Raw genomic sequence first — 23332 nt, forward strand, 5'->3', positions numbered from 1 at the left:
AATCGGGGGGCGGGTTGGGAATTCTGTCCGGATTCCAGTCGTTGTTTCCCACGGATGCAGGGTGCTCGGAGAGAGTCCCAGAGACACTCCCCCCGGTGCCGAGCGTTCGTCAGACCACCCGCCAGCCCACCATCGCAAGGGAGCACGCATGGCAACCCGTGCCGTCGCCCGTCGTCAGTCCGCCCGTGGGGGCACCTCCAAGGCTTTCGGCTCTGGGCGAGAGACGGCCGACTCGGCAAGCAGCGTCCGCGCTCGTGGCGGCGAGATCGCAGACCGCGACCTGGTCGGCATGTATCTGGACGAGATCGCGCGCACGCCCCTGCTCGACGCCGCGAAGGAGGTCGAGCTGTCCCAGACCATCGAGGCGGGTGTCTACGCGCAGCAGGTCCTCGACGGCGAGGAGGAGTCCAAGACGGACGCCACCCGCGAGGAACTCCAGTCGCTGGTCGACGCCGGCGAGCGGGCCAAGGACGTCTTCATCCGCTCCAACCTCCGCCTGGTCGTCGCCGTGGCCCGGCGCTACCCGCGCAGCGGCCTGCCCCTGCTCGACCTGATCCAGGAGGGCAACGCCGGCCTGGTGCGCGCCGTCGAGAAGTTCGACTACCGCAAGGGCTTCAAGTTCTCGACGTACGCCACCTGGTGGATCCGCCAGGCCATCACCCGCTCCATCGCCGACCAGTCCCGCACGATCCGGCTCCCCGTCCACCTGGTGGAGGAGCTGGGCCGCATCCGCCGCGTGCAGCGCGAGTTCAACCGTGAGCACGGCCGCGACCCGGAGCCCGCGGAGATCGCCGCGGAGCTGGCCTCGACACCGGAGCGCGTCACGGACGTCCTCGACTGGGCCCGCGACCCGGTCTCGCTGAACATGGCGGTGGACGACGCGGGCGAGACCCAGTTCGGCGACCTGCTGGAGGACACCTCCGCGGTGTCGCCCGAGCAGTCGGTCCTCACGCTGCTGCGCAGCGAGGAACTGGACGGCCTGATCGGCCGCCTGGACCAGCGCACGGCCTCCATCATCAAGATGCGGTACGGCATCGAGGACGGCCGCGAGCGCACCCTGACCGAGGTCGGCAAGGAGCACGGTCTGACCCGCGAGCGCATCCGTCAGATCGAGAAGCACGCGCTGCTCGAACTGAAGAAGCTGGCGAAGGGCACCGGGTTCGACGCGGCGGCGTGACACGTTTCGGCCGTCGGCCGACGGCATGATCGCCGGCCTACGGCCGTCGGCCCTACGGCGGGGGCGCGGAATGTGCGGTGCGGCGCCCGGCGGTGTACGGCGCGTCGGGCCTGCCACCCGTGGCGGCCTGCGGTGCGCCCGGCGTGCCGCGGCCTGGGCCGGGTCCGGCGTGGTGCGCCCCGCGGCCTGCGGTGCGTCCGATGTGTCGGGCCCGGAGGCCTGGGGCGCCCGGGGGCCGACGGTGCGTGGGTACGGTGCTCGGAGGCGGGTGGTGCCTGTGGGCGTACGGTGCCTGGGGGCCGCGCACGCCGGTGGCGAAAGACGGCGCAAACATGGCGTGGTCCCATCGCTTCAAGTCCCGGGCCCACGGGAACAAACCTTCCGGGTCCACCAGCAGCCAGGCCCGGAACCGCACTCCCCACCCACCGCACAGACCGGCCGACCCACGCACCCACCCGCTCGATCCACCCCCACAGCCACGTCCCGACGCACATCCCCCCCGGCGCCGGGACCTTCCAGAGTCGGGCTTCGGCACCTGTCCCCCCGGGTGCCGAAGCCCGGCTTCCTTTGCGGCCGACGCCCTGGATCTGTGCCTGTGTCTGTGTCTGTGTCTGGTGTCCGCGTCCGTGAGGTCCCTGCGGGTCCGTCAGAGGGTGGGTGTCGCCCAACTCCCCGATCCTGATTGACCGTTGCCGGCGGCCGTCACCGACTCTTTCACGTCAGGCAGCCGCCCGTGCCCGCAGCGCCGTGGCCGCCCAGTCGATCGCCGGGGTCAGCGGCTTTGGGGCCGGCCAGCCGTTGATGAGGGCGAGCAGACGGAGATAGGTGTCCCTGCGGGGTTCGCGCGCGGCCTCCAGACGCTGGAGCAGCCATCCGTGCGGCGCGGCGTGCCCCGAGGCCGAGGAGTGGTTCCGGCGTCCGAGGGCATGGCCGGGGTGCCCGGAGGCAAGACCGCACCGGGCGACGAGGTCCGCAACGATGCGATCCGCTTCCGGCGCCTCGGGCCTGGTGCCGGACGCCAGGGCGATGTCCACGACGTCCCGGGCGATCGCGACGACGTCCGGAACGGGCGGCCCGCCGGTGCCGCCCACCCGCTCGGGCCGATTCCCGGCATGGTCCCGGACCAGACGTCGTACGGCGGCCCGGAACCCGTCGTCGAGCGACAACTCGGCCAGCTCCACCCACGCCGCCAGCTGCTCCTCGGTCGCGTCGTCCGGCAACTCGGGGGTGAGCGAACGCCGAAGAGCGGCCTCAAGGGGGCGGGGCATGCCGACCTGTGCCGGGCGGTCCACGCCGAACTGCGCCGGGGCGACTGCGTCGACCCGCGACGACTCGGTTGTGTGGGGCGGCGACGGGTCGGTTGTGTGAGGCTGCGCCGGGTCGGTTGTATGGGGCAGCGCCGGGTCGGGCGCGGCGAAGACGGAGTCCAGGAAAGCGTCGATCAGGCGTCGCCGCTCCACCTCGGACAGGGTCGCCAACCGGTGCATGAGTTCCATCTCCTCGAAGCTCGGCTCACGCCTGGCCGCCACGGTCGACAGCACCGCCCGGCGCAGGCGCAGCACACTGATCTGCACGTCCAGCGCGGCGGCCTGCTCGGCCGCGACCCGGCCGAGATCGAGCGGTCGGTCCACGATCCGCCGGATCACTTCCAGGCCGAGGCCGAGTTCGCGCAGCGTCCGTACGAGCGCGAGCCGGGCGACGGCATCGGGGCCGTACCGGCGGTATCCGGCCGCGGTACGGCTCACCGGCACCACAAGGCCCTGATCCGAGTAGAAACGGATCGTCTTGACCGACAGCCCGGTACGCCGGGCCAGCTCGCCGATCGAGTACGAGGTGCGGGAAGGAGGGGTGTCGCCGTGCATGAACCCCACCTTCCGGTCTCCCCCTGCGGGAGACTCAAGCCTGTGTGGGCGATCACCGACGGCCTCTGGTGATCGCTGGAGTCCGTGGGTGCGGGGCGGTGCCGTGACCTGGAACGACGGCCCACCCCGTACCTGAACCCCGGGGTGGACCGTCGGATGGCAGATTCTGCCACATGGGCATAACCTGCCCGGATGAGCACCACCCCCAGCCCCGCCCACCAGCGGTTTTCCGCTTCCGCACCGCTCTCGCTGACCGAGCGCCGGAAGGCCGAGACCCGGACGGAGATCGCCCGCGCGGCGGCGGCCCTGTTCGTCCGCCGGGGCCTGCGGGCCACCCGAGCCGAGGACATCGCGCAGGCCGCGGGCATCGCACCGCGTACGTTCTACCGCTACTTCGCCACCAAGGAGGAAGCGGTCGCCCCCCTCTACGCGGCGGGCGCCCAGCGCTGGGCGGAAGCGGTCCGCTCGGCCCCGGCTCACCTCACCGTCCCGGAGGCCCTGGAGTACGCCGTCCACCACACCCTCACTCCCGGTCTCGGTGTCTCGGCGGCGTCCTGGGAATGGGTCCGCACCCTGATCCACCTGGCCGACGCGAGCCCCGCCCTGCGCAAGGTCTGGGCCGAGGTGTGCCAGGCATCGGACCAGACCCTCGCCGAGATCCTGACGGCCCGAACGGCATCGACCGACGGCGGGGACAGTGAGGGGCGCGATGAACGCGATGAACGCGACGAACGCGCAGGGAACGACAACGCTGCCCCGCACCCCGCATTCCCCACCCCAGTCACTCAGGTCTCCCCTGATCTCCGCTTCGCCGCGGCCGTCGCCGGCGCCGCCGTCCGCGTGGCTGTGGAGTCCTGGGCCGCCACGACCTCCCCGCCCAGCGGCCCCGAAGGCCCCGCGGCCCTGGCGCTGCGCAACCTCGGCTCCTTGCGGGGCTTCGCATGGGGCGGGGAAGGCTAGCGCCTGTCCGATGGGTCCTGCCGGGCACGCGGGGTCTGGCACGCACTCCTCCAGAGGGGGTGCCCCCAGCCGCGTTGTCGTCACTCGCCGACGCTCCCCCACGCTCGACTGCGCTCGCGCGGGGGGACCCCCACCGTCGACGCCCTCCTCGGCCCAGACCCCGCTCAGCCGCGCCGAGAAGGCACCGCCCCGACACCCGGCCGGACCCATCGGACAGGCCCTGGCACCACCCCGGTCCGCCACTGCCGCGGGGCCTCACAGCAGCGGAACCCTCGCAGCCGGGCCCTTCACGACCTGGGCGTCCCGAGGCCGGCCGCCCCCGCCCGACTCAGCCGCCCGCCCAACTCCCGCACACATTCCGCCAGTTCACCCGGCCCCCGCACCGTGAACTCGCACCCGGTCATCCCCAGTCGCACCGCCAGCCACTCCACGGGATCGCCGCAGGTGCCTCGCAGGACACAACCGCCCTCGCCGTCGTCCTCCGGCACCCCGAGCCATGCCGGCACCCGCATGGCGACCTGCGCCGCCGGCACGGCGAACCGCACCACGAACTCGTACGTCTCCTGCCGCCGCTGGATGGAACGCCGTAGATACTCGGCGGCGCTCCCCGTCGGCAACTCGCGTGGCGCGAACCGGACTCCGGTCGCGAACGGCTCGCTCACCCGGTCCACCCGGAAGGTGCGCCAGTCGGCGCGGTCGAGGTCGTAGGCGACGAGATACCACCGGCGCCCGGTCGACACCAGCCGGTACGGCTCGGTCAGCCGACGCGACGCGCCGCCGTCCTTGTCGCGGTAGGCGAACCGCAGCCGCTCGTGCCCCGCCACCGTGGAGGCCATCACGGTCAGCGTCTCCGGTGCGATGCTCGGTCCGTCCCCGCTGGTCAGCGGTGTGGTCGCGGCCTGCAGCGTGGACACCCGGTGGCGCAGCCGGGTCGGCAGCACCTGCTCCAGCTTGGCCAGGGCCCGTACGGACGCCTCCTCCAGGCCCTCCACCGCATGCCCGGCACCGGCCCGCAGGCCCACCGCGATCGCCACCGCCTCCTCGTCGTCCAGCACCAGCGGCGGCATGGCCTTGCCCGCGACCAGCCGGTATCCGCCGTCCGCACCCTTCGTGGCCTGCACCGGATAGCCCAGCTCCCGCAGCCGGTCGATGTCCCGCCGCACGGTACGACGCGACACCCCGAGCCGGTCCGCCAGCTCCCCGCCGGGCCACTCGCGGGGCGTCTGGAGGAGCGAGAGCAGTTGGAGCAGCCGGGCCGGTGTGTCGGTAGTCATGAAGACGAGAATGCCGTACGACTAGGACACGATCTGACCTAATAGGGCTCTACCTTCACCTCATGACCTCGAACGACCGAAACTCCTTGAAGGGGCGCGGGACCATGTCCACCAGCGGCTCCGCCGCCGGGCACGACCAGCCACAGACGACAGACAGCCGGGCGCGGACGACGGACAGCCGGACAACCGCAGCCACCTCGACGGCGCTCGCCGCACCTTCCCCCGACCGCGCCCGTTGGCTGGCCCTGGCCATCGTGATGACCGCGGCCTTCATGGACCTGGTCGACGTGACGATCGTCAACATCGCCATCCCGTCCATCCAGCGCAACGCGGGCGCCTCCGTCAGCCAGATCCAGTGGATAACCGCCGGCTACGCCCTGGCCTTCGCCGCCGGTCTCATCACCGGTGGCCGACTCGGCGACATCCACGGCCGCAAGCGGTTGTTCCTGGTCGGTGTCGGCGGCTTCACCCTCGCCTCGGCCCTGTGCGGCTTCGCCGCGAACCCGGAGATGCTGGTCGCGTCCCGCATCCTGCAGGGCGGTATGGCGGCGCTGATGGTGCCGCAGGTGCTGTCGATCGTGCACGCCACCTTCCCGGCCCACGAGCGCGGCAAGGTGTTCGGAATGTTCGGTGCCGTCGTCGGTCTGGGCGCGGTCTCCGGCCCGCTGCTGGGCGCGCTGCTGACGGAGTGGAACCTGTTCGGCCTCGAATGGCGGCCCATCTTCCTCATCAACCTCCCTGTCGGCGTACTGGCCTGGATCCTGGGCCGCCGCTTCATCTCCGAGTCGAAGGCCCCGAAGGCGCTGAAGCTCGACCTCGTCGGTGTCTCGCTGGTCTCGCTGGGTCTGCTGATGCTGCTGTACCCGCTCACGCGCGGCCGCGAGCTGGGCTGGCCGCTGTGGGGGTACGTCTGCATGGCCGGCGCGCTCGTCGTCTTCGTCGGGCTGGTGTCGTACGAAAAACGGAAGGCGGCGAGGGACGGTTCCCCGCTCATCGAACTGTCCCTCTTCCGGGTGAAGAGCTTCGCCGCGGGCATCGCCGTGCAGACCGTGTTCGGTGTCGCGCTCGGCATCTTCTTCCTGGTCTGGACGCTCTACATGCAGATCGGCCTGGGCTGGAGCCCGCTGCGGGCCGGGCTCACCGGTGTGCCGTTCTCCCTCGCGGTCTCGACGGCGGCCGGCATGTCGGTGCAGAAGCTGGTCCCGAGGTTCGGCCGGAAGGTGCTCCAGGCGGGTGCGCTGGTGATGGGTGCGGGCGTGCTGCTCTACCTGTGGGAGGCGCACCGGTACGGCCTCGCCATCGCCTCCTGGCAGATGGCCCTGCCGCTGGTCGTGATGGGTGTCGGCATGGGGCTGATCGTCGCCCCGCTGACCGACGCGGTGCTCTCGGAGGTGCCGCGCGAGCACGCGGGCTCCGCGTCCGGCCTGATCAACACGGTGCAGCAGATGGGCAACGCGCTCGGCCTGGGGCTCGTGTCGGTGGTCTTCTTCGGCGAGATCGGCGACCGGCTGTCCCCGGCGCAGGTCGGCCCGGCCTTCGTACACGCCTTCCAGCACGCGCTGTGGTGGGTCGCCGGGATCATGGGCGCGATCTTCCTGCTGATGTCCGCCCTGCCGAAGCGGCCCGCACAGCATGTCGAGGGGGCGGCGGACGCCGAGCCGCCGATGGTGGAGAAGGAACCCGAGCTGGTCTCCTGACCAGGCGCGGCGAGGGCCCGGCACCGACCAGGTGCCGGGCCCTCGCGCGTCCTGGGCCGTCCCGCCCCACCCCGGGCCGAAAGTCCGTTCATGTCCGATTGGAATCCGAACCCGTTTACTTTCCGGAAAACCGCGCGTAGCCTCGCACTGAAACCACACGTTCGGGCATTACTCGGAAGTGAACGGACACCGGGACAGCGAGGCGGAGGCCAGCGACATGTACGCACCGGAACGGCAGCAGGAGATCCTCCGGCTCGCGCGTGACGGCGGTCGGGTCGACGTACTGTCGCTCGCCGAGGAGTTCCAGGTCACCGCGGAAACGATCCGTCGGGATCTGAAGGCCCTCGACCGCGCCGGACTCGTCCGCCGGGTGCACGGTGGTGCCATCCCGGTCGGCCGCCTCGACTTCGAACCGGACCTCACCGAGCGCGAGTCCACCGCCGCCGACGAGAAGGACCGCATCGCCAAGGCCGCCCTCACCGAACTCCCCACCGAGGGCACGGTGATCCTCGACGCCGGTACGACGGTCGCCCGCCTCGCCGCCGCGATCCCGCTGGAGGCCTCGCTGACCGTCGTCACGCACAGCCTGCCCATCGCCGCCCGCCTCGCCGACCACCCGGGCATCCAGCTCCACCTGGTCGGGGGGCGCGTACGACACCGCACGCGCGCCGCCGTGGACGCCTGGGCGCTCCGCGCATACAGCGAGATCCGCGCCGACGTGCTGTTCGTGGCGGCGAACGGCTTCTCCACCGAGCACGGCCTGACCACCCCGGACCTCGCCGAGGCCGCGGTCAAGCGGGCCGCGGTCACCGCAGCCCGCCGCGTGGTGCTGCTGGCCGACTCCGCCAAGCACGGTCAGGAGCACTTCGCCCGGTTCGGCGCCCTGAGCGACGTGGACCTGCTGATCACCGACAGCGGGCTGAGCCCCGAAGACGCCGCCGCCATCGAGCGCGGCGGCACGGAAGTAGTGCGCGCATGATCCTCACCGTCACCCCCAACCCCTCCCTCGACCGCACCTATGAGGTCCCCTCCCTGGAGCGCGGCGAGGTCATCCGCGCCACCGGCGAGCGCATGGACCCCGGCGGCAAGGGCGTGAACGTCTCGCGCGCCGTCGCGGCCGCCGGGCGGCGCACGGTCGCCGTTCTGCCCCTGGGTGGTGCGCCGGGGGCGCTCGTCGCCGATCTGCTCGACGCACAAGGCATCGAGGTCGCGCCGGTCCCGATCGCCGGAGCCACCCGCTCCAACATCGCGCTCGCCGAGTCCGACGGGATCCTCACCAAGATCAACGCGCCGGGTCCGGAGCTGTCGCCCGCAGAACAGGAACTCCTCCTGGACACGGTCCGCGAGCACTCGCGGAACGCCGACTGGATCGCATGCTGCGGCAGCCTGCCCCGGGGGCTCGCGCCCTCGTGGTACGCCGAAGTCGTCACGCGGGCGCACGCCGGGGGTGCGCGCATCGCGCTGGACACCTCGGGGCGTGCGCTGCTGGAGGCGCTGCGCGCACGGCCCGACGTGGTGAAGCCCAACGCCGAGGAGCTCGCGGAAGCCGTCGGGCGCCCCCTGGTGACCGTGGGCGACGCGCTGAAGGCGGCCGAGGAGGTGCGCGGCATGGGCGCACGCGCCGTGCTCGCCAGCCTGGGCGCCGACGGACAACTCCTCGTCGAGGACACGGGCTCCTGGTTCGCCACCGCCCGGGTGGACACCGTGCGCAGCAACGTCGGCGCCGGCGACTCCTCCCTCGCCGGCTTCCTGATCGCCGGCGGCAGCGGCCCCGAGGCCCTCGCCTCCGCCGTCGCCCACGGCGCCGCCGCCGTCCAGCGGCCCGGCAGCGTCATGCCGACCCCCGCCGACCTGGACCCGGCAGCGGTGACCGTGAAGGCCGAGATCCCTCTCGACCGCGAACTGACGGAGCCGGCGTCATGAACCGGATCGCGCTCCATGGCGGACGCCCCGGCACCCGCCGACTGGGCGCACGCCCCAGGCCCACACCCCCGAGCGCACCCACCCGACCGGCCCCGAAGCGGCGGCAATCCCCGTTACTCGCCGCGGCCACCGGGCGGCACCACCGGCCGCGCCGGCCCGCCGCCCCCGGGAGGCGGGGTTTCCCCCACCCCGCCTCCCGCTCCCACCGCACCCCCGTCCCCCTCTCCGCCCCGTTCCCCCCGGGCGATACGCGTGCATAGGAGCCCGCGATGAGCGACATGATCAGCGCGGACCTGGTCGACCTCGACCTGTCCGCCGACACCAAGGAAGCGGCGGCACGCGCCCTCGCCGAACGCATGGTGGCCCAGGGCCGGGTGACCGACCTGACGGGCTTCCTCGCCGATGTGGCCGCCCGGGAAGCCCAGATGCCGACCGGCCTCGACGGCGGCATCGGCATCCCGCACTGTCGCAGCGCCCACGTCACCGAGCCGACCCTCGCCTTCGGCCGCAGCGCCACCGGCATCGACTTCGGCGCCGCCGACGGCCCGGCCGACCTGATCTTCCTGATCGCGGCACCGGCAGGCGCCGACGACGCCCACCTCACGATCCTCTCCTCACTGGCCCGCCAGCTGATGAACACCGACTTCACCTCGGCGCTGCGCGCGGCGCCGGACGCGGAGGCGGCGGCGGCGCTGATCCGCGGCGACGGGACACGGAGTGCGGCGCAGGCGCCGGGGGAGGGCGCGAAGGCGGATGTGAGCGCTGCCCAAAGCGCCGTGGGCGCGGCAGGCGCGGCAAGTGCGCCGGGCGCGACGGTCGCCTCCGAAGACACCGCTGCGGCGCCGGCGGCGGCCTCCGCCGACGCCGCAGCGGGTAGTACGGCGCCGGCGCCGAGGGCCTCCGCCCCGGCGCGGGCAACCTCCGCGGGCGCCGACTCGGCCTCGGACTCCGGCTCGCACCCCGGCGAGCGCCCCTTCCGTATCGTCGCCGTCACCTCCTGCCCGACCGGCATCGCGCACACCTACATGGCAGCCGAGTCCCTGGAGAACGCGGGCCGTGAGGCGGGCGTCGAACTCGTCGTCGAGACACAGGGGTCGGCCGGCTTCACCCGGCTGGACCCGGAGGTGATCGAGGCGGCGGACGGCGTGATCTTCGCGCACGACGTCCCCGTACGCGACAAGGACCGCTTCGCCGGCAAGCCGACTGTCGACGTCGGCGTGAAGGCAGGCATCAACCGCCCCGCCGAACTCATCACGGAGGTGCGTGAGAAGGCGGCGCGCGGCGCGGCGAGCGCTCCGGCGGCCGCATCGGGCGGCACGCCCGTGGAGCGCGCGGGCGACTCCACCGAGGGATACGGCACCAAGCTCCGCAAGTGGCTGATGAGCGGCGTGAGCTACATGGTCCCGTTCGTCGCCGCGGGCGGCCTCCTCATCGCCCTGGGCTTCGCGATCGGCGGCTACAAGATCAACAAGGCGCCGTCGGTGATGGACCACTTCATGTGGACCCAGGCAGACAGCTGGGGTGCCCTGCTGTTCCAGATCGGCGGCGTGGCCTTCGGCTTCCTGGTCCCGGTCCTGGCCGGCTACATCGCCTACGGCATGGCCGACCGGCCCGGCCTGGTCCCCGGATTCGTGGGCGGCGCGATCTCGCTGACCATCAACGCGGGCTTCCTCGGCGGTCTCGCGGCCGGTCTGATCGCCGGTGGTGTGGTGATGGCCATCCAGAAGGTCGAGATCCCGGCGGCGCTGCGGGGCATCATGCCCGTGGTGGTGATCCCGCTGATCTCCTCGGCGATCGTCGGATTCCTGATGTTCGTCGTCATCGGCAAACCCATCGCCAGCGCCCAGAAGGGCCTCACCGACTGGCTGAACGGTCTCACCGGCACCAACGCGATCCTGCTCGGCGCCCTGCTCGGCCTGATGATGTGCTTCGACCTGGGCGGCCCGGTCAACAAGGTCGCCTACACCTTCGCCACCGCCGGCATCGCGGTCTCGAACCCCAGTGACTCCGCGATGAAGATCATGGCTGCCGTGATGGCGGCCGGCATGGTCCCGCCGCTGGCGATGGCCCTGGCCACGACCGTGCGCGGCAGGCTGTTCACGCAGACCGAGCGCGAGAACGGCAAGGCCGCCTGGGTCCTCGGCGCCTCCTTCATCTCCGAGGGCGCGATCCCGTTCGCCGCGGCGGACCCGCTGCGGGTCATCCCGTCAGCCATGGTGGGCGGCGCGCTCACCGGCGCCCTGTCGATGGCCTTCGGCGCCACCCTGCGCGCCCCGCACGGCGGCATCTTCGTCGTCCCACTGATCGGGAACCCGCTCCTGTACCTCGTCGCCATCGCGGCCGGCGTCTGCGCCACCACGGCCCTGGTCGTCCTCCTCAAGGGCATGCGCAAGCAGACCCTCGACAGCCTGGCCACCGGCCCCACCGCGAACGCGGCCACCACGACCAAGGAGCCCAAGCAGCCCGTGGCGGCCTGACCGGCGCACCGCCCCGCCGCACACCTTGTCCCTTTAGTTCTCTGTGAGTTGTTCACGCCACCTGCGAGATACGTCACGGTCCGGGACCAAAGTCCCGGACCGTGGTGTGTACTGGGACGCATGCCTGAGCATGCCTCGACCCTCCAGCTGATCGGCGTGGCCGTTCTCGCTGTGGCCACCGTCGCCTGGGCCGTCGTCCTGATGCGCCTGCTACGCCGCACAGGCCTCCAGGCCCCCGCGCGGCGCACCACCCCCGCGCTCCCGGCCCTGCCGCGCCAGCGGCGGGTCGGCCCCGCACTGGAGTCCGTCGAGCTGACCCCTGCCGAAAAGGACGCTTTCGCAGGCCTGGCACGGCAACTGGCCAACGGCTGAGCCGAAAAAGCAACGCCCGAAGTGCCCAAGCGCCCTCCGCGCCGGGCGCACGCCCCTGCGCGCGCTACCCCTGCCGCGCCGCGCGCCGCTCCATGGCGTCCCGCGCCGCGTCCTCCGACATGTACACCTCGCACATGTGCCGTCCGTCGGGAGTCGCCGTGTGCTCGACCTCCCACAGGGAGACCTCACTGTCGTCCGGCAACAGGAACGCGTGCTCGTACAGCGCGTAGCTCAGCCCCGCCCGTCCGGCACGCCCCGGGCGCCCGAACGCCTGCGTGATCTCGTGCGCGGTCGCCGTCGCCAGCAGTGTCGCCGTCTCCGCGTCGGGCCGGTCCGGATTCTCTGCACGGCGCAGAAGCCGACGCGCATGGTCCGCCGAGTCGTCCGAGGCGAACACGTGCCGGGGCTCCGGGATCGCCCACAGCCGCATCAACGCGGGCAGCTCGAACTCCGCTGTGTCCGGCGGCAGCCCGAGCCGCGCAGTCGCCGTCTGCAGCTCCTCTTCGTCGGCGTACACCTCGTGCTCCGGGGCGCTGCCCGGCGCGGGGTTGTGCACCAGCTCCCACAGTGTGACCGCACCGCCGTCGGCGAGGAGCCAGGTGTGCCGGTACGTCTCCCGGTGCAGCCCCGCGCTGTGGTACGCCGAGTGCAGCGAACTGTCGTGCGCCAGCGCGCAGTCGAGCTGCCGTATCACTTCGTCGGGCAGCTCGAAGGAGTTCAGGGCACGGCCGAGGAGTCGCGCGAGATGCTCCTCCGGAGACTCGGGCGACTCGGCTGGTTCGTACGCTGCTGTCTCGTACGGAACGCTCAAGGCATCTCCCGGCGTTGCTGCATGTCACCTTGTGGGTGCATACCGTAGCCCCTCGGTCGGACATCATGTCCGGGAACCGAGAAAACGTACGCCGGGAAAACGCGCGGGCCGCGCGAAAAGTTCCCGCGCGGCCCCATGTGGCATCAAATGCTGCCGTAAGAATTGCCGTTCAGCCGACACTTCCGGCGGTCCAGGCGCTCCAGGACATGTTCCAGCCGTTGAGGCCGTTGTCTGGGGAGACCGTGGTGTCGGGGGAGTTCTTCACGATCACGACATCGCCGACGAGCGAGTTGTCGAAGAACCACTTGGCCGACGTATCCCCCTGGGCGCCCTGCACGTCCGCGAGCCCGATGCAGCCGTGGCTCGTGCCCTGCCGGCCGAAGGGCGGGTTGCCCTTGCTGTACCAGTAGTTGCCGTGGATGAACGTTCCCGACGAGGTCAGCCGCATCGCGTGCGGCACGTCCGGGATGTCGTACTCGCCACCGAAGCCGACCGTCGAGCCGTTCATGCGGGTCTGCACGAACTTCTCGGAGATCACCATCTGCCCGTTGTACGTGGTGTGCTGCGCGCTGCCTGCGGAGATCGGCACCGACTTGATCGTCTTGCCGTCCCGCACCACCGTCATCGTCTGCGTGTTGACGTCGATCGTGGAGACCTGCGATCGCCCGACGGTGAAGGAGACGGCCTTCTTCTGCACCCCGTAGACGCCCTTGGCGCCCTCGACCCCGTCCAGGTCGATCTTCATCGTGACCTTGGAGCCGGCCTTCCAGTAATCCTGCGGCCGGAAGTCCAGCCGCCGGTCCCCGAACCAGTGCCCGACCACCTGCTGGCCACTGCTGGAGTTGACCGTGATGTGCGACTGCACGGCCTTCTTGTCGGTGATCGACTTGTCGAATGTGAACGACACGGGCATGCCCGCCCCGACGGTGGCACCGTTGTCCGGCGTGTAGGTGCCGATGAAGCTGTTCGCCGACGAAACGGTGGTGAAGATGGAGTTGGCCGCCGCGGTGCGCCCGTCGGCGTCCTTCGCGGTCGCGCCTATCTGGTACTTCGTCCCGCGCTCCAGCTGCTGCTTCGGCTTCCAGCTGCTGCCGTCCGCCGATATCGTCCCGGCCACGGCCTGACCCGTCCCCGCCACGTTCATCTTCACGTCGGTCAGCTTGCCGCTGCTGACCTTCACGCCGGTCGCGTTGATGGACGCGCCGGTCGAACCGTCCTTGGCCGAGATCGCGATCTTCGCCGTCGACGTCTTGGGGGAGTCCTTGCCGCCCTTGCCGTCGCTGGTGGCATTGGCACTGCCACCACAAGCGGTCAGGGTGAGGGCGCCGACCATCAGGGCGGCACAGGCCCCCAGTGCGCGCCGCGCTGCAATGTCCGGCGTTGTCACGGGCTGCTCCAGGTTCATGTGATGTGCGTGATCCATTCCAGTGTGTGAGGAAAGAGGGCACTGGAGCCGGGGAAGGTTCCCTCGCGCTTCCGTGAACGCCATCACGTGACAGAACCGGGACAATTACAGCCCAGAGGGCGGGTCCTCGCCCCTCAGAGACCTCCGCCTCAACGTGGCGCCCAGCTCGGACCGTTGGACGGTGCACCGGCGACGTGAGCATGGGTGGGGGCGCAGCCCTGTGCCCCCACCACCCCTATCGCGCCCCGTACAACTCCCCGTACGACGGCCACGCCCCGCCCGGCCCGTCCACCGACTCGGCAGCGTGCACCCCTCGCACGATCGCGTGTGTCACGACATCTGCGCCGGCGGCGAGAATCTCATTGAGCGCCAACGGATGGTCGTCGAGCGGGCGTGCACCGGTTGCGAGCGCGAACACCGTGTCCCCGTCGTTCATGAGGTGCACCGGCCGCACGGCGCGCGCGATTCCGTCGTGCGCCGTGCTCGCCAGCTTCTGCGCCTGCGCCTTGGAGAGCTTCGCATCAGTCGCGACCACGGCCAGCGTCGTGTTGAGCGGGGGCCGCCCGTTCCTGGCGGCGGCTTCATCGAGGCGCCGGCGCGCAGCCTCGTGCACGCGTTCCTCGGGATACTTCACCCGCCCCTGGCACAACTCTCCGTACAGAGCCCCCGTCTCGGGTTCGATGGCCGACCCCGCAGCGTTCACGACAGCCAGCGCGGCCACGGTGATACCCGAGTCGAGCGTCATGCTCGTGGTTCCCACTCCCCCCTTGATCCGCCCCACCACGGCGCCCGTGCCCGCCCCGACACACCCTTCCGCCACCCGGGCCCCCGGCGCGGTGATCGCCGCGGCCTCCACCGCTGCGCGTCCCGTGTCCGCGTCCGGCCGAGCGCGGAAGTTTCCGCCGCGCCCCAGATCGAACACGCACGCGGCGGGCACGACCGGCACGACGTGCGCCGGGTCCGTCCCCACCCGAACTCCGCGCCGCTGCTCCTCCAGCCAGGCCATCACGCCGGACGCCGCGTCGAGCCCGTATGCGCTGCCACCGGTCAGCACCACCGCGTCGACTTGGTTCACGATGTTGCGCGGGTCGAGCGCGTCGGTCTCCTTGGTGCCCGGGCCGCCGCCGCGTACGTCCACAGCGACGACTGCGCCGCCGTTCGGAGCGAGGACGACCGTGGTGCCGGTGAGCCAGCCGTCCCCGCTGCGGGTGGCGTGCCCCACCCGCACACCGGCGACGTCCGTGATTGCGTCAACTGTCATGGACGTCAGTCTCGCCCTTCCAGGCGCCTTTGAAGCCTCAGCCGGCCGGTGCGGTGGCGTCCGCCGCGCGCTCCCGGCCGACCATGCGCGCCGTCAGTGCCGCTCCGGTCGCGACCGCGGCCGCGGACACGAGGCCCGCCGCGAGCACCGCCCAGTCGCCGAGGAGGGTGCAGCAGATCACGAGCAGAGCCGTCACCGGCAGCACCACCTGCTGGGCGATGCCGACCTTGAAGTGCCGGGAGTGGAGTGCCCAGACGGTCAGCAGGTACAGCGCCGTGGGCAGCGTCACCGCCGCCGACGCGGACAGCGTGGAGATGTGGGTCTTGCCGACCGCGTGTTCCACGGCCACCTCCAGACCGGCTCCGATCGCCGCGACGGAGGCGAAGATCAGATAGTGGCCGTACCCCCACAGGAACGCCTGTCCGCTGGCCCGCAGATGGCCGTGGATGGGCACCACGAAGTAGATCCACCACGCTGAGAAGACGATCAGGAGACCGCCCGCCGCGATCGGCAGCAGTTCGCCCAGTGCCTCGTGCTCGTCCACGGCCGACTTCACGGCGACGGTCGCCGCGGCGATCGTCTCACCGAGCACGATGATGGTGAACAGGCCGTACCGCTCGGCGATGTGGTGGGGATGCCAGGACGTCTCGTAGCTCCTCTCGGCGAACAGCGGTACGCACATCTCTGCGATCGCCATCACGAGGAACACCCAGGGCCGCGCAGGCCCGGGCAACAGCACCAGCCCGAGCCAGCCCACCTGGCAGAGCAGCACGCCGCACGCGTACCGCAACGCCATGGTTCTCTCGGCACCCTCGGTCGATCTCGCGGCTCTCAGCCACTGCGCGGCCATCGCCAGCCGCATGATCACGTAGCCGATCCAGACCACCAGGTAGTCGTGATGCTGGAAGGCCTGGGAGATTCCCGCGGCCAGCACCAGGACGCCGGCGATCTGCACCAGGGTGACGACCCGGTAGAGCGCGTCGTCGTTGTCGTACGCCGAGGCGAACCACGTGAAGTTCATCCACGCCCACCAGATGGCGAAGAACTGCATGGCGTAGTTGAGGATGCCATCGCCCGCGTGCCCCTCGGCGACGGCATGCACCAGTTGCACGCCCGCCTGCGCGATCGCCACGACGAAGCACAGATCGAAGAAGAGCTCTAGCGGTGAGGAGACCCGGTGTGCCTCGTCGCGTCCGCGCGCGGTGAGGCGCCGCAGCGGTCCGGAGGACTGTGACGCGCCCGGGGAGGCGGGCGCCGGAGTGGAACTCGACGTCATGCCTCCCAGGACAGCAGAAAACCGCCTCAAAATCTTGTGAACGCTTTCACAAGAGGGCGAGGGTTCAAAGTCTCGATCGAATGCCCAGGCCAGAGCACGCTTCTTCGTTCTGGGCCGACGAGCATCAGGACCTTCGGGCATGGATCCGGGACCAACGCAGCGTCCGGGCCGTCCCGCACCGGCGTGCAATGGACTCGTAGCGACCCCCCGATGCGGAAGGTGCGGATCATGACCGCCACGCCTGCGGAAATCACCACGTCCACCCTCGCGGAAGAGCAGGCGGGAACCGCTCCGGCGGTTGGGGACGCCTGGACCGGCTTCCGGGGCGGCCACTGGCGGGGCACGATCGACGTCCGTGACTTCATCCAGAGCAACTACACCCCCTACGAGGGCGACGCCTCCTTCCTCAGCGGCCCCACCGAACGCACGACCCGCGTCTGGGACAGACTCCTCGCGATGTTCCCCGAGGAGATCGAGCGTGGCATCCACGACGTCGACGTCAGCACCCCGTCCCGCATCGACGCCTTCGCCCCCGGCTACATCGATCCCGACCTCGACCTCATCGTGGGCCTGCAGACCGACGCCCCGCTCAAGCGCGCCATCATGCCCAACGGCGGCTGGCGGATGGTCGAGGGCGCCCTGAAGGCCTACGGCTACGAACCCGATCCCGCAGTCCGGGAGATCTACACGAAGCTCCGCAAGACCCACAACGACGGAGTCTTCGACGCCTACACCCCCGAGATCCGCGCCTGTCGCTCCTCCGGCATCATCACCGGCCTGCCCGACGCCTACGGCCGCGGACGCATCATCGGCGACTACCGCCGCGTCGCCCTCTACGGCGTCGACCGCCTCATAGCGGCCAAAAAGGCGGTCATGGTTCTCCTCGGCGCTGAACCCCTCACGGCTCAGCTCATTCAGGAACGCGAGGAAACCAGTGAGCAGATCCGTGCACTCGAAGAACTCAGGTCCATGGCTCTCTCCTACGGCTACGACGTCTCCGGACCCGCCCGCACCAGCCGCGAGGCCGTCCAGTGGACATACTTCGCCTACCTCGGCGCGGTCAAGGAGCAGAACGGCGCCGCCATGTCCATCGGACGGATCGACGCCTTCCTCGACATCTACCTCCAGCGCGACATCGAACGCGGCCTGCTCACCGAGTCCCAGGCCCAGGAACTCATCGACGACTTCGTCATCAAGCTCCGCATCGTGCGCTTCCTGCGCACCCCCGAGTACAACGTGCTGTACTCCGGCGATCCCACCTGGGTCACCTGGTCCATGGCCGGCCTCGGTGAGGACGGGCGCCCGCTGGTCACCCGAACCACTTTCCGCGCCCTCAACACCCTCTACAACCTCGGCCCGGCGCCCGAACCCAACCTGACCGTCTTCTGGTCCCCGCGCCTGCCTGAGGCTTTCAAGGCGTTCGCCTCCCAGGTCGCCGTCGACACCAGCGCCCTGCAGTTCGAGTCCGACGACCTGATGCGGCCCAAGTACGGAGACGACACCGCCATCGCCTGCTGCGTCTCCGCCATGGCCATGGGCCGTCAGATGCAGTTCTTCGGCGCCCGCGTCAACGTCGCCAAGGCTCTGCTGTACGCCATCAACGGCGGTCGCGACGAGTTCTCCGGCAAGCATGTCGTCGAGGGCTTTGCACCGATCACCGACGAGCACCTCGACTACGACACCGTCCTCACCGCCTATGACGCCATGCTCGGGTGGCTCGCGAAGACCTACGTTCACGCGCTCAACATCATCCACTACATGCACGACAAGTACGCCTACGAGCGCCTGGAGATGGCCCTGCACGATCGGGAGATCCTGCGCACCATGGCGTGCGGCATCGCAGGCCTGTCCGTCGCCGCCGACTCGCTGTCCGCCATCAAGCACGCACGCGTGAAGGTGATCCGCGACAACAGCGGCCTCGCCGTCGACTACGTGATCGAGGGCGACTACCCGGCGTACGGCAACAACGACGACCGGGCCGACGACCTCGCCCGCTGGATCGTCCACGAGTTCATGGAGAAGATCCGCCGGCATCCGACCTACCGCGACGTTCGTGTTGGTGCCCGGTCTCACCGACGAACGGGCGAACATCGAAGGCGTCGCCGCGTTCGCCGCAGGACTCGGCCACGTCTCTCGCGTCGACGTGCTGCCCTTCCACAAGCTGGGCCAGGCCAAGTGGCAGGCCCTCGGCATGCCGTGCACCCTCGCCGAAACTCCCAGCCCTACGGCCGACGAGACCGCCCTGGCTCGCAACGTCTTCACCGCCCACGGCCTCCGCGCGGCGTGAGCCGGCCTCCTCGCCGACGCTCCCGGACTGTACCGCTGAGCGTTCGGCCCGCGCTCGGGGCGAGCAGTATGCCCGGGCGTCTCGGCCGGGCCGTACCCTTGAGACATGAGCACCGCCCCCGCATCCGAGCCGCGCGACCCGAAGCCCGCGCTGGTCTTCGACGATCCGATGGACCAGCAGTCCTCGGACGACACCGACCGCGGATGGGGCGACCGCACGGACGGTGACAGCGCCGCGGACCTGAAACGCTTCCTGGACGAGAAGCCGCCCCACCACCTCTGAGCCGTCCGCAGAAGCGCGGCTAACGCTCGTCGTGCCCGGACCCGCGCTGCGCGACCAAGGCGTCGCGGATCTCCTTGAGCACCTCCAATTCGGTCACCTCGATGACCTCCTGTGTGCCCTCGCGCGCCTTCTTGCGGGCCTCCTGCCGGGCCAGGTACTTCGACATCGGCAGGACCATCAGGAAGTACACCACCGTCGCCGTGATCAGGAAGGTCAGGGTGGCACCGAGCACAGAGCCCCACATCAGCTGGATGCCGTGCGTCCCCTTGCACGCGGGGCTCAGACACGTGCTGTAGTTGTCCAGGTTCTGCGTGCCGATCGCGCCGACCAGCGGGTTGATGATCCCCTTCACCATTGAGTTCACGATGTTCGAGAACGCGGCGCCGATGACCACCGCGACTGCCAGATCGACGACGTTGCCGCGCATCAGGAAGGCCTTGAAGCCCTGCCAGACGTTCGGATCCTTCTTCGCGCTCACCTAGGGGACTCTCCTCGTGTGCACAGGTTGTGGAATGAAACGCTCCGCAACCTACGGCACGCTGAGGCCATTGTGCCCAATCCCTTTGCCCGATCGAGCGACTTGACAGCAGGTCGCCTAGAAAGCGTCCGAATCGGTTCAGCACAGCGTCACCGCCAGCCGAGCCGTGGCGCTCGCGCCGACGAGCCGTGCCGCCGTGGCACGTGGCGCGGACAACACGACCAGCGCCCCGCTCTCGGCCGCGCCCTCCAGAGGCTCGGGCACGTCGGTCACCCGCACACCGCGCGCGAGCACCCGGGCGACGCCCCCGGCAGAGGCGTCCTCGGCGGCGACGACGTCGACGCGGTCGCCGGGCTGTAGGAGCCGAACCGAGGCTGCGTCAGCGATCCGTACGGGTGCGGTCACCGTCTGCACAGCCGCATGTCGGCGTGCGGGTTCCATTACCGGGTGACCGCGGCCCTGTTCCGCCCGGTGCGGCTCTGCCGCGGTGCGCGGCCCCGCGGCGACGAGCGCGGCCGCGGTCACCGCGAGCCCGGCCGCGATGGCCCGCCTGCGGTGCCGGACGAGCCGCTGCAGTTGATATCGCCCGCCGCGCACACGCACCGGAGGGAACTGCGGGACCTCACAGATCGCGGGGGCGTCCGTGCCCAGCGGGCGCGGGAGCCGGAGGGGAGGTGGGAATGGAGAGCGGGCGGGCGAGGGAGAAGGGCGGGAACGCGTGGAGGGTGGGAAAGAGGGAGAGGGCCAGGGCGAAGTCGGGGACTGACCCGAGGACGACGAGGACCGAGGCATGGGAATCACCGCCTGCGACGAGGAATTCAGCTTGCGGTGCCACGATGAGGCTTCGCGCCGAATCCCGCCGGAGCCGGTGGATCACGGACGGATTGTGGATAACTCGCCCACCCGAACGGACAGTTCCGCGCGATCGCGCACCGGCTCGTCCTCTGTTTGTCCACAGGGAGGCCGTCCACAGCCCCGAGGAACGTCCCGCTGGTGCGCTACGGCAGCTCGAAGCCCGGATCCATTCCGCCGAGCGCGTTCGCGCACAGGCAGTCCCGCGCCCCGGTCTCCGGCAGTGAGGCGACCGCGTCGAACAGCACGCCGCGCAGCCGGTCCACGTTTGCCGCGAAGACCTGCAGCACCTCTTCGTGCGAGACGCCCTCGCCGGTCTCGGCGCCGGCGTCCAGGTCGGTGACCAGGGTCAGTGACGTGTAACACAGCTCCAGCTCCCGGGCGAGCGCCGCCTCGGGATGGCCGGTCATGCCCACGACCGACCAGCCCTGCGCCTGGTGCCACAACGATTCGGCGCGTGTCGAGAAGCGCGGCCCCTCGACCACGACCACCGTGCCGCCGTCCACCGGTTCCCAGTCCCGCCCTCGGGCGGCCTTGAGGGCGACGGTCCGTCCAGCGGGGCAGTATGGGTCGGCCATCGACACGTGTACGACGTTCGGCACGGTGCCGTCGGGCAGCGGCATCCCGTCGAAGTACGTCTGCACCCGGGACTTCGTACGGTCCACGAACTGGTCCGGCACCAGCAGAGTGCCGGGGCCGTACTCGGGCCGCAGCCCCCCGACCGCGCAGGGGCCGAGAACCTGCCGCACGCCGATCGAGCGCAGCGCCCACAGGTTCGCGCGGTAGTTGATGCGGTGCGGGGGCAGATGGTGGCCACGGCCGTGCCGGGGCAGGAAAGCGACCCGCCGACCGGCGATCTCACCGAGGAAGAGGGAGTCGCTGGGCGGCCCGTAGGGGGTGTCCACCTGGACCTCGGTCACGTTGTCGAGGAACGAGTAGAAGCCTGAACCGCCGATTACGCCGATCTCTGCGTTCGCCATGACCAGCACACTAGCGGGCGATGAAACAGCAGGGGAGCCGGTGCCGGGAGGCGCCGAAGACCCCGCCGTCGTGCGACGGCAGGGTCCGGGGAAGAGATGTCAGGCCGCGGAGCTGCTGGCAGAACTCGACGAGGACGGCTTCGAGTCGGAGGACGACTTCGAGTCGGACGAGGAGGAGCCGGTCGACGACGTGCTCGAGGACTTCGACGCCGGGCTGCTGCTCGACGTGGAGCCACGGGAATCGTTGCGGTAGAAACCGGAACCCTTGAAGACGATACCGACCGCGGAGAACACCTTCTTCAGGCGTCCACCACAGTTGGGGCACTCGGTCAGGGCGTCATCGGTGAACTTCTGCACCGCCTCAAGGCCCTCGCCGCACTCGGTGCACTGGTACTGGTAGGTCGGCACTGTCTTCCTCCTGGCACTCTGACTCAATGAGTGCTAACGACGGTCCATAGTGACGTATTCCCGGGGATCAGTCCACCGTCACCGGCACGCGGTGACCGACGCCACGTGCGACGGTACGGTTCTGCTGCCGCGTGACCAGCCTCGACCGCAGCGCCAGCAGGGTCGCCAGCGCGAGCACGGTGCCGGCCATCGGCACCAGGAATCCCGCGCCGCCCCACAGCCGGTCCTCCAGCTGTCCGGCGACCGTGACGGCGGCCGCCTGCCCCAGCGCGACCGCGCCGGTCAGCCAGGTGAAGGCCTCCGTGCGGGCACCGGCCGGGACCAGGCTGTCGACCAGCGTGTAGCCCGTGATCAGCGCCGGCGCGATGCACATGCCGACCAGCAGGCCCAGCCCGGCGAGCAGCAGCACCGAGTGCGCCGTCCACAGGGCCGACGCGGTGATCGCGAGCGCCGTGTAGCCGGCGACCAGGCGGCGCTGGGGGGCGGCCTTCCAGGCGATCGCGCCGCAGACGATGCCGGACAGCATGTTTCCGGCGGCGAAGACGCCGTACAGGACACCGTTCAAGCCGGGATCGCCGATCGACTCCGTGAACGCCGCCAGCGACACCTGCATGCCGCCGAAGACGGAACCGATGCCCAGGAAGGTCACGACCAGCACGCGCACACCCGGTATGCGCAGCGCGGAGGCGTGCTCCACGCGCGCGTGCCCATTCGCACCGCTCACCGGCGGTTGCGTGCCCTTCTGCGCGGCGAACAGCAGGCCGCCGACGAGGGTCAGTGCGCCCTCGGTGATCAGGCCGGCCGCCGGTGCCACGGTGGTGCACAGCGCGGTCGCCAGCAGCGGACCGACGACGAAGGTCAGCTCGTCCGTGACCGACTCGAACGCCGCCGCGGTCGTCATCAGAGGTGAGTCCTGGAGCTTCACGCCCCAGCGCGCACGCACCATGGGGCCGACCTGCGGCACCGAGGCGCCGGTCGGGACGGCCGCCAGGAACAGCACCCACAGGGGCGCGTGCGCCAGCGCGAGAGCCGTCAGCGACAGGCCCGCCAGCGTGTGCACCAGAACACCGGGTATCAGCACGACGCGCTGGCCGTAGCGGTCTGCGAGGCGGCCGCTGTACGGCGCGAACAGCGCCATGGAGACACCGGTGACGGCAGCGGTGGCGCCCGCGGCGCCGTACGAGCCGGTGGTGTGCTGCACCAGCAGCACGATGGAGAGGGTGAGCATCGCGAACGGCTGGCGCGCGGCGAAGCCGGGGAGCAGGAACGTCCAGGCCCCGCGGGTGCGCAGCAGCTGTCCGTATCCCGGGCGGGACGAAGCCGGCGAGTTCTTCTCCGGTTCGGTGGTGGAGACCGTGGATCCCACGGCCCGTGCCTTTCTGCCGCCTGGTAGCGCGGGCCTCACGGGTGGGCCGAGGCGCCGAGAGCTGTCCTCTTGCGCGGACTGCGGTAGATGCCGGCGCCCACTGCGGGTGGGGGCGACGCGGCCGCCATACGGTCGCGCCAGCTCTGCGTCAGGCAGAGTTGGTTCGATCAACGTGCGCCTTCAT

At 70.7% G+C, this 23332-nt stretch carries 18 protein-coding genes and 1 pseudogene; 8 read left to right on the forward strand and 11 right to left on the reverse strand.

Annotated features, from left to right (window positions below; all coding sequences use genetic code 11):
• The first annotated feature begins 148 nt into the window (after nucleotides 1-148).
• Nucleotides 149-1177 (forward strand): sigma-70 family RNA polymerase sigma factor, encoded by a 1029-nt coding sequence (locus tag AQI95_RS11805; protein WP_067121164.1) that lies wholly within the window; start codon nucleotides 149-151, stop codon nucleotides 1175-1177.
• Between the two features lie 719 nt (nucleotides 1178-1896).
• Here AQI95_RS11805 and AQI95_RS44740 read toward each other — a convergent pair.
• Complete coding sequence (locus AQI95_RS44740; RefSeq protein WP_079071207.1) at nucleotides 1897-3039, reverse strand: MerR family transcriptional regulator; 1143 nt, start codon at nucleotides 3037-3039, stop codon at nucleotides 1897-1899.
• A 192-nt stretch (nucleotides 3040-3231) separates the two neighbouring features.
• Here AQI95_RS44740 and AQI95_RS11815 point away from each other — a divergent pair, with 192 nt between their 5' ends.
• Nucleotides 3232-3999 carry a TetR/AcrR family transcriptional regulator gene (locus tag AQI95_RS11815; protein ID WP_079071208.1) on the forward strand — a complete coding sequence of 256 codons (768 nt, stop codon included), beginning with the start codon at nucleotides 3232-3234 and terminating at the stop codon, nucleotides 3997-3999.
• 287 nt (nucleotides 4000-4286) lie between these two features.
• On the opposite strand, the gene AQI95_RS11820 is transcribed toward AQI95_RS11815, so the two are convergent.
• Nucleotides 4287-5273 (reverse strand): helix-turn-helix transcriptional regulator, encoded by a 987-nt coding sequence (locus tag AQI95_RS11820; protein ID WP_107121608.1) that lies wholly within the window; start codon nucleotides 5271-5273, stop codon nucleotides 4287-4289.
• A gap of 104 nt (nucleotides 5274-5377) precedes the next feature.
• Between AQI95_RS11820 and AQI95_RS11825 the strand changes: the two genes are divergently transcribed.
• The 5 genes from AQI95_RS11825 to AQI95_RS11845 all read left to right on the forward strand — a co-directional run bounded on the left by AQI95_RS11825 (nucleotide 5378) and on the right by AQI95_RS11845 (nucleotide 11742).
• Nucleotides 5378-6970, forward strand: coding sequence for an MFS transporter (locus AQI95_RS11825; RefSeq protein ID WP_067121575.1), 1593 nt, complete (start codon nucleotides 5378-5380; stop codon nucleotides 6968-6970).
• Nucleotides 6971-7187: 217 nt separating this feature from the next.
• On the forward strand, nucleotides 7188-7949 hold the full coding sequence (locus AQI95_RS11830) for a DeoR/GlpR family DNA-binding transcription regulator (RefSeq protein ID WP_067121577.1): 762 nt from the start codon (nucleotides 7188-7190) through the stop codon (nucleotides 7947-7949).
• On the forward strand, nucleotides 7946-8893 hold the full coding sequence (gene pfkB, locus AQI95_RS11835) for a 1-phosphofructokinase (RefSeq protein ID WP_067121168.1): 948 nt from the start codon (nucleotides 7946-7948) through the stop codon (nucleotides 8891-8893). Before AQI95_RS11830 ends, pfkB begins: the two co-directional genes overlap by 4 nt.
• A 269-nt stretch (nucleotides 8894-9162) precedes the next feature.
• Complete coding sequence (locus AQI95_RS11840) at nucleotides 9163-11370, forward strand: PTS fructose transporter subunit IIABC (RefSeq protein WP_067121170.1); 2208 nt, start codon at nucleotides 9163-9165, stop codon at nucleotides 11368-11370.
• 120 nt (nucleotides 11371-11490) lie between these two features.
• Nucleotides 11491-11742, forward strand: a complete 252-nt coding sequence (locus AQI95_RS11845) for a hypothetical protein (RefSeq protein ID WP_067121172.1) — start codon at nucleotides 11491-11493, stop codon at nucleotides 11740-11742.
• A 64-nt stretch (nucleotides 11743-11806) separates the two neighbouring features.
• On the opposite strand, the gene AQI95_RS11850 is transcribed toward AQI95_RS11845, so the two are convergent.
• The 4 genes from AQI95_RS11850 to AQI95_RS11865 all read right to left on the reverse strand — a co-directional run bounded on the left by AQI95_RS11850 (nucleotide 11807) and on the right by AQI95_RS11865 (nucleotide 16495).
• Nucleotides 11807-12553, reverse strand: a complete 747-nt coding sequence (locus tag AQI95_RS11850) for a DUF6227 family protein (protein ID WP_067121174.1) — start codon at nucleotides 12551-12553, stop codon at nucleotides 11807-11809.
• A 169-nt stretch (nucleotides 12554-12722) separates the two neighbouring features.
• Entirely contained in the window at nucleotides 12723-13940 is a 1218-nt protein-coding gene (locus AQI95_RS11855; RefSeq protein ID WP_244188709.1) for a L,D-transpeptidase, read from the reverse strand.
• Nucleotides 13941-14193: 253 nt separating this feature from the next.
• Entirely contained in the window at nucleotides 14194-15219 is a 1026-nt protein-coding gene (locus tag AQI95_RS11860) for a P1 family peptidase (protein WP_107121609.1), read from the reverse strand.
• A gap of 37 nt (nucleotides 15220-15256) precedes the next feature.
• On the reverse strand, nucleotides 15257-16495 hold the full coding sequence (locus AQI95_RS11865) for a low temperature requirement protein A (RefSeq protein ID WP_067121176.1): 1239 nt from the start codon (nucleotides 16493-16495) through the stop codon (nucleotides 15257-15259).
• A gap of 228 nt (nucleotides 16496-16723) precedes the next feature.
• Here AQI95_RS11865 and AQI95_RS11870 point away from each other — a divergent pair.
• A pseudogene (locus tag AQI95_RS11870) lies at nucleotides 16724-18544 on the forward strand (pyruvate formate lyase family protein); the annotation flags it as partial.
• Nucleotides 18545-19083: 539 nt separating this feature from the next.
• Here AQI95_RS11870 and mscL read toward each other — a convergent pair.
• The 5 genes from mscL to AQI95_RS11895 all read right to left on the reverse strand — a co-directional run bounded on the left by mscL (nucleotide 19084) and on the right by AQI95_RS11895 (nucleotide 23148).
• Complete coding sequence (mscL, locus tag AQI95_RS11875) at nucleotides 19084-19542, reverse strand: large conductance mechanosensitive channel protein MscL (protein ID WP_067121178.1); 459 nt, start codon at nucleotides 19540-19542, stop codon at nucleotides 19084-19086.
• A gap of 138 nt (nucleotides 19543-19680) precedes the next feature.
• The gene (locus tag AQI95_RS11880) at nucleotides 19681-20334 is read right to left on the reverse strand and encodes a CpaB family protein (RefSeq protein WP_244188710.1); all 654 of its coding nucleotides are present in this window, start codon (nucleotides 20332-20334) and stop codon (nucleotides 19681-19683) included.
• Nucleotides 20335-20540: 206 nt separating this feature from the next.
• Nucleotides 20541-21374, reverse strand: coding sequence for an S-methyl-5'-thioadenosine phosphorylase (locus tag AQI95_RS11885; protein ID WP_067121180.1), 834 nt, complete (start codon nucleotides 21372-21374; stop codon nucleotides 20541-20543).
• 99 nt (nucleotides 21375-21473) lie between these two features.
• Nucleotides 21474-21782: an FmdB family zinc ribbon protein gene (locus AQI95_RS44750; RefSeq protein ID WP_079071209.1), complete on the reverse strand. Its 309-nt coding sequence runs from the start codon at nucleotides 21780-21782 to the stop codon at nucleotides 21474-21476.
• 67 nt (nucleotides 21783-21849) lie between these two features.
• A complete protein-coding gene (locus AQI95_RS11895) occupies nucleotides 21850-23148 on the reverse strand; it encodes an MFS transporter (protein ID WP_067121184.1) in 1299 nt (432 codons plus the stop codon).
• Nucleotides 23149-23332 lie beyond the last annotated feature (184 nt).

It is taken from the genome of Streptomyces yokosukanensis (assembly GCF_001514035.1).
In the GTDB taxonomy this organism is placed as follows: Bacteria; Actinomycetota; Actinomycetes; order Streptomycetales; family Streptomycetaceae; genus Streptomyces; species Streptomyces yokosukanensis.

Coding starts and splice junctions, on each gene's coding strand:
- AQI95_RS11805 (WP_067121164.1), top strand. CDS start 149: ATGGCAACCCGTGCCGTCGCCCGTCGTCAGTCCGCCCGTGGGGGCACC.
- AQI95_RS44740 (WP_079071207.1), bottom strand. CDS start 3,039: ATGCACGGCGACACCCCTCCTTCCCGCACCTCGTACTCGATCGGCGAG.
- AQI95_RS11815 (WP_079071208.1), top strand. CDS start 3,232: ATGAGCACCACCCCCAGCCCCGCCCACCAGCGGTTTTCCGCTTCCGCA.
- AQI95_RS11820 (WP_107121608.1), bottom strand. CDS start 5,273: ATGACTACCGACACACCGGCCCGGCTGCTCCAACTGCTCTCGCTCCTC.
- AQI95_RS11825 (WP_067121575.1), top strand. CDS start 5,378: ATGTCCACCAGCGGCTCCGCCGCCGGGCACGACCAGCCACAGACGACA.
- AQI95_RS11830 (WP_067121577.1), top strand. CDS start 7,188: ATGTACGCACCGGAACGGCAGCAGGAGATCCTCCGGCTCGCGCGTGAC.
- pfkB (WP_067121168.1), top strand. CDS start 7,946: ATGATCCTCACCGTCACCCCCAACCCCTCCCTCGACCGCACCTATGAG.
- AQI95_RS11840 (WP_067121170.1), top strand. CDS start 9,163: ATGAGCGACATGATCAGCGCGGACCTGGTCGACCTCGACCTGTCCGCC.
- AQI95_RS11845 (WP_067121172.1), top strand. CDS start 11,491: ATGCCTGAGCATGCCTCGACCCTCCAGCTGATCGGCGTGGCCGTTCTC.
- AQI95_RS11860 (WP_107121609.1), bottom strand. CDS start 15,219: ATGACAGTTGACGCAATCACGGACGTCGCCGGTGTGCGGGTGGGGCAC.
- AQI95_RS11865 (WP_067121176.1), bottom strand. CDS start 16,495: ATGACGTCGAGTTCCACTCCGGCGCCCGCCTCCCCGGGCGCGTCACAG.
- AQI95_RS11880 (WP_244188710.1), bottom strand. CDS start 20,334: ATGCCTCGGTCCTCGTCGTCCTCGGGTCAGTCCCCGACTTCGCCCTGG.
- AQI95_RS11885 (WP_067121180.1), bottom strand. CDS start 21,374: ATGGCGAACGCAGAGATCGGCGTAATCGGCGGTTCAGGCTTCTACTCG.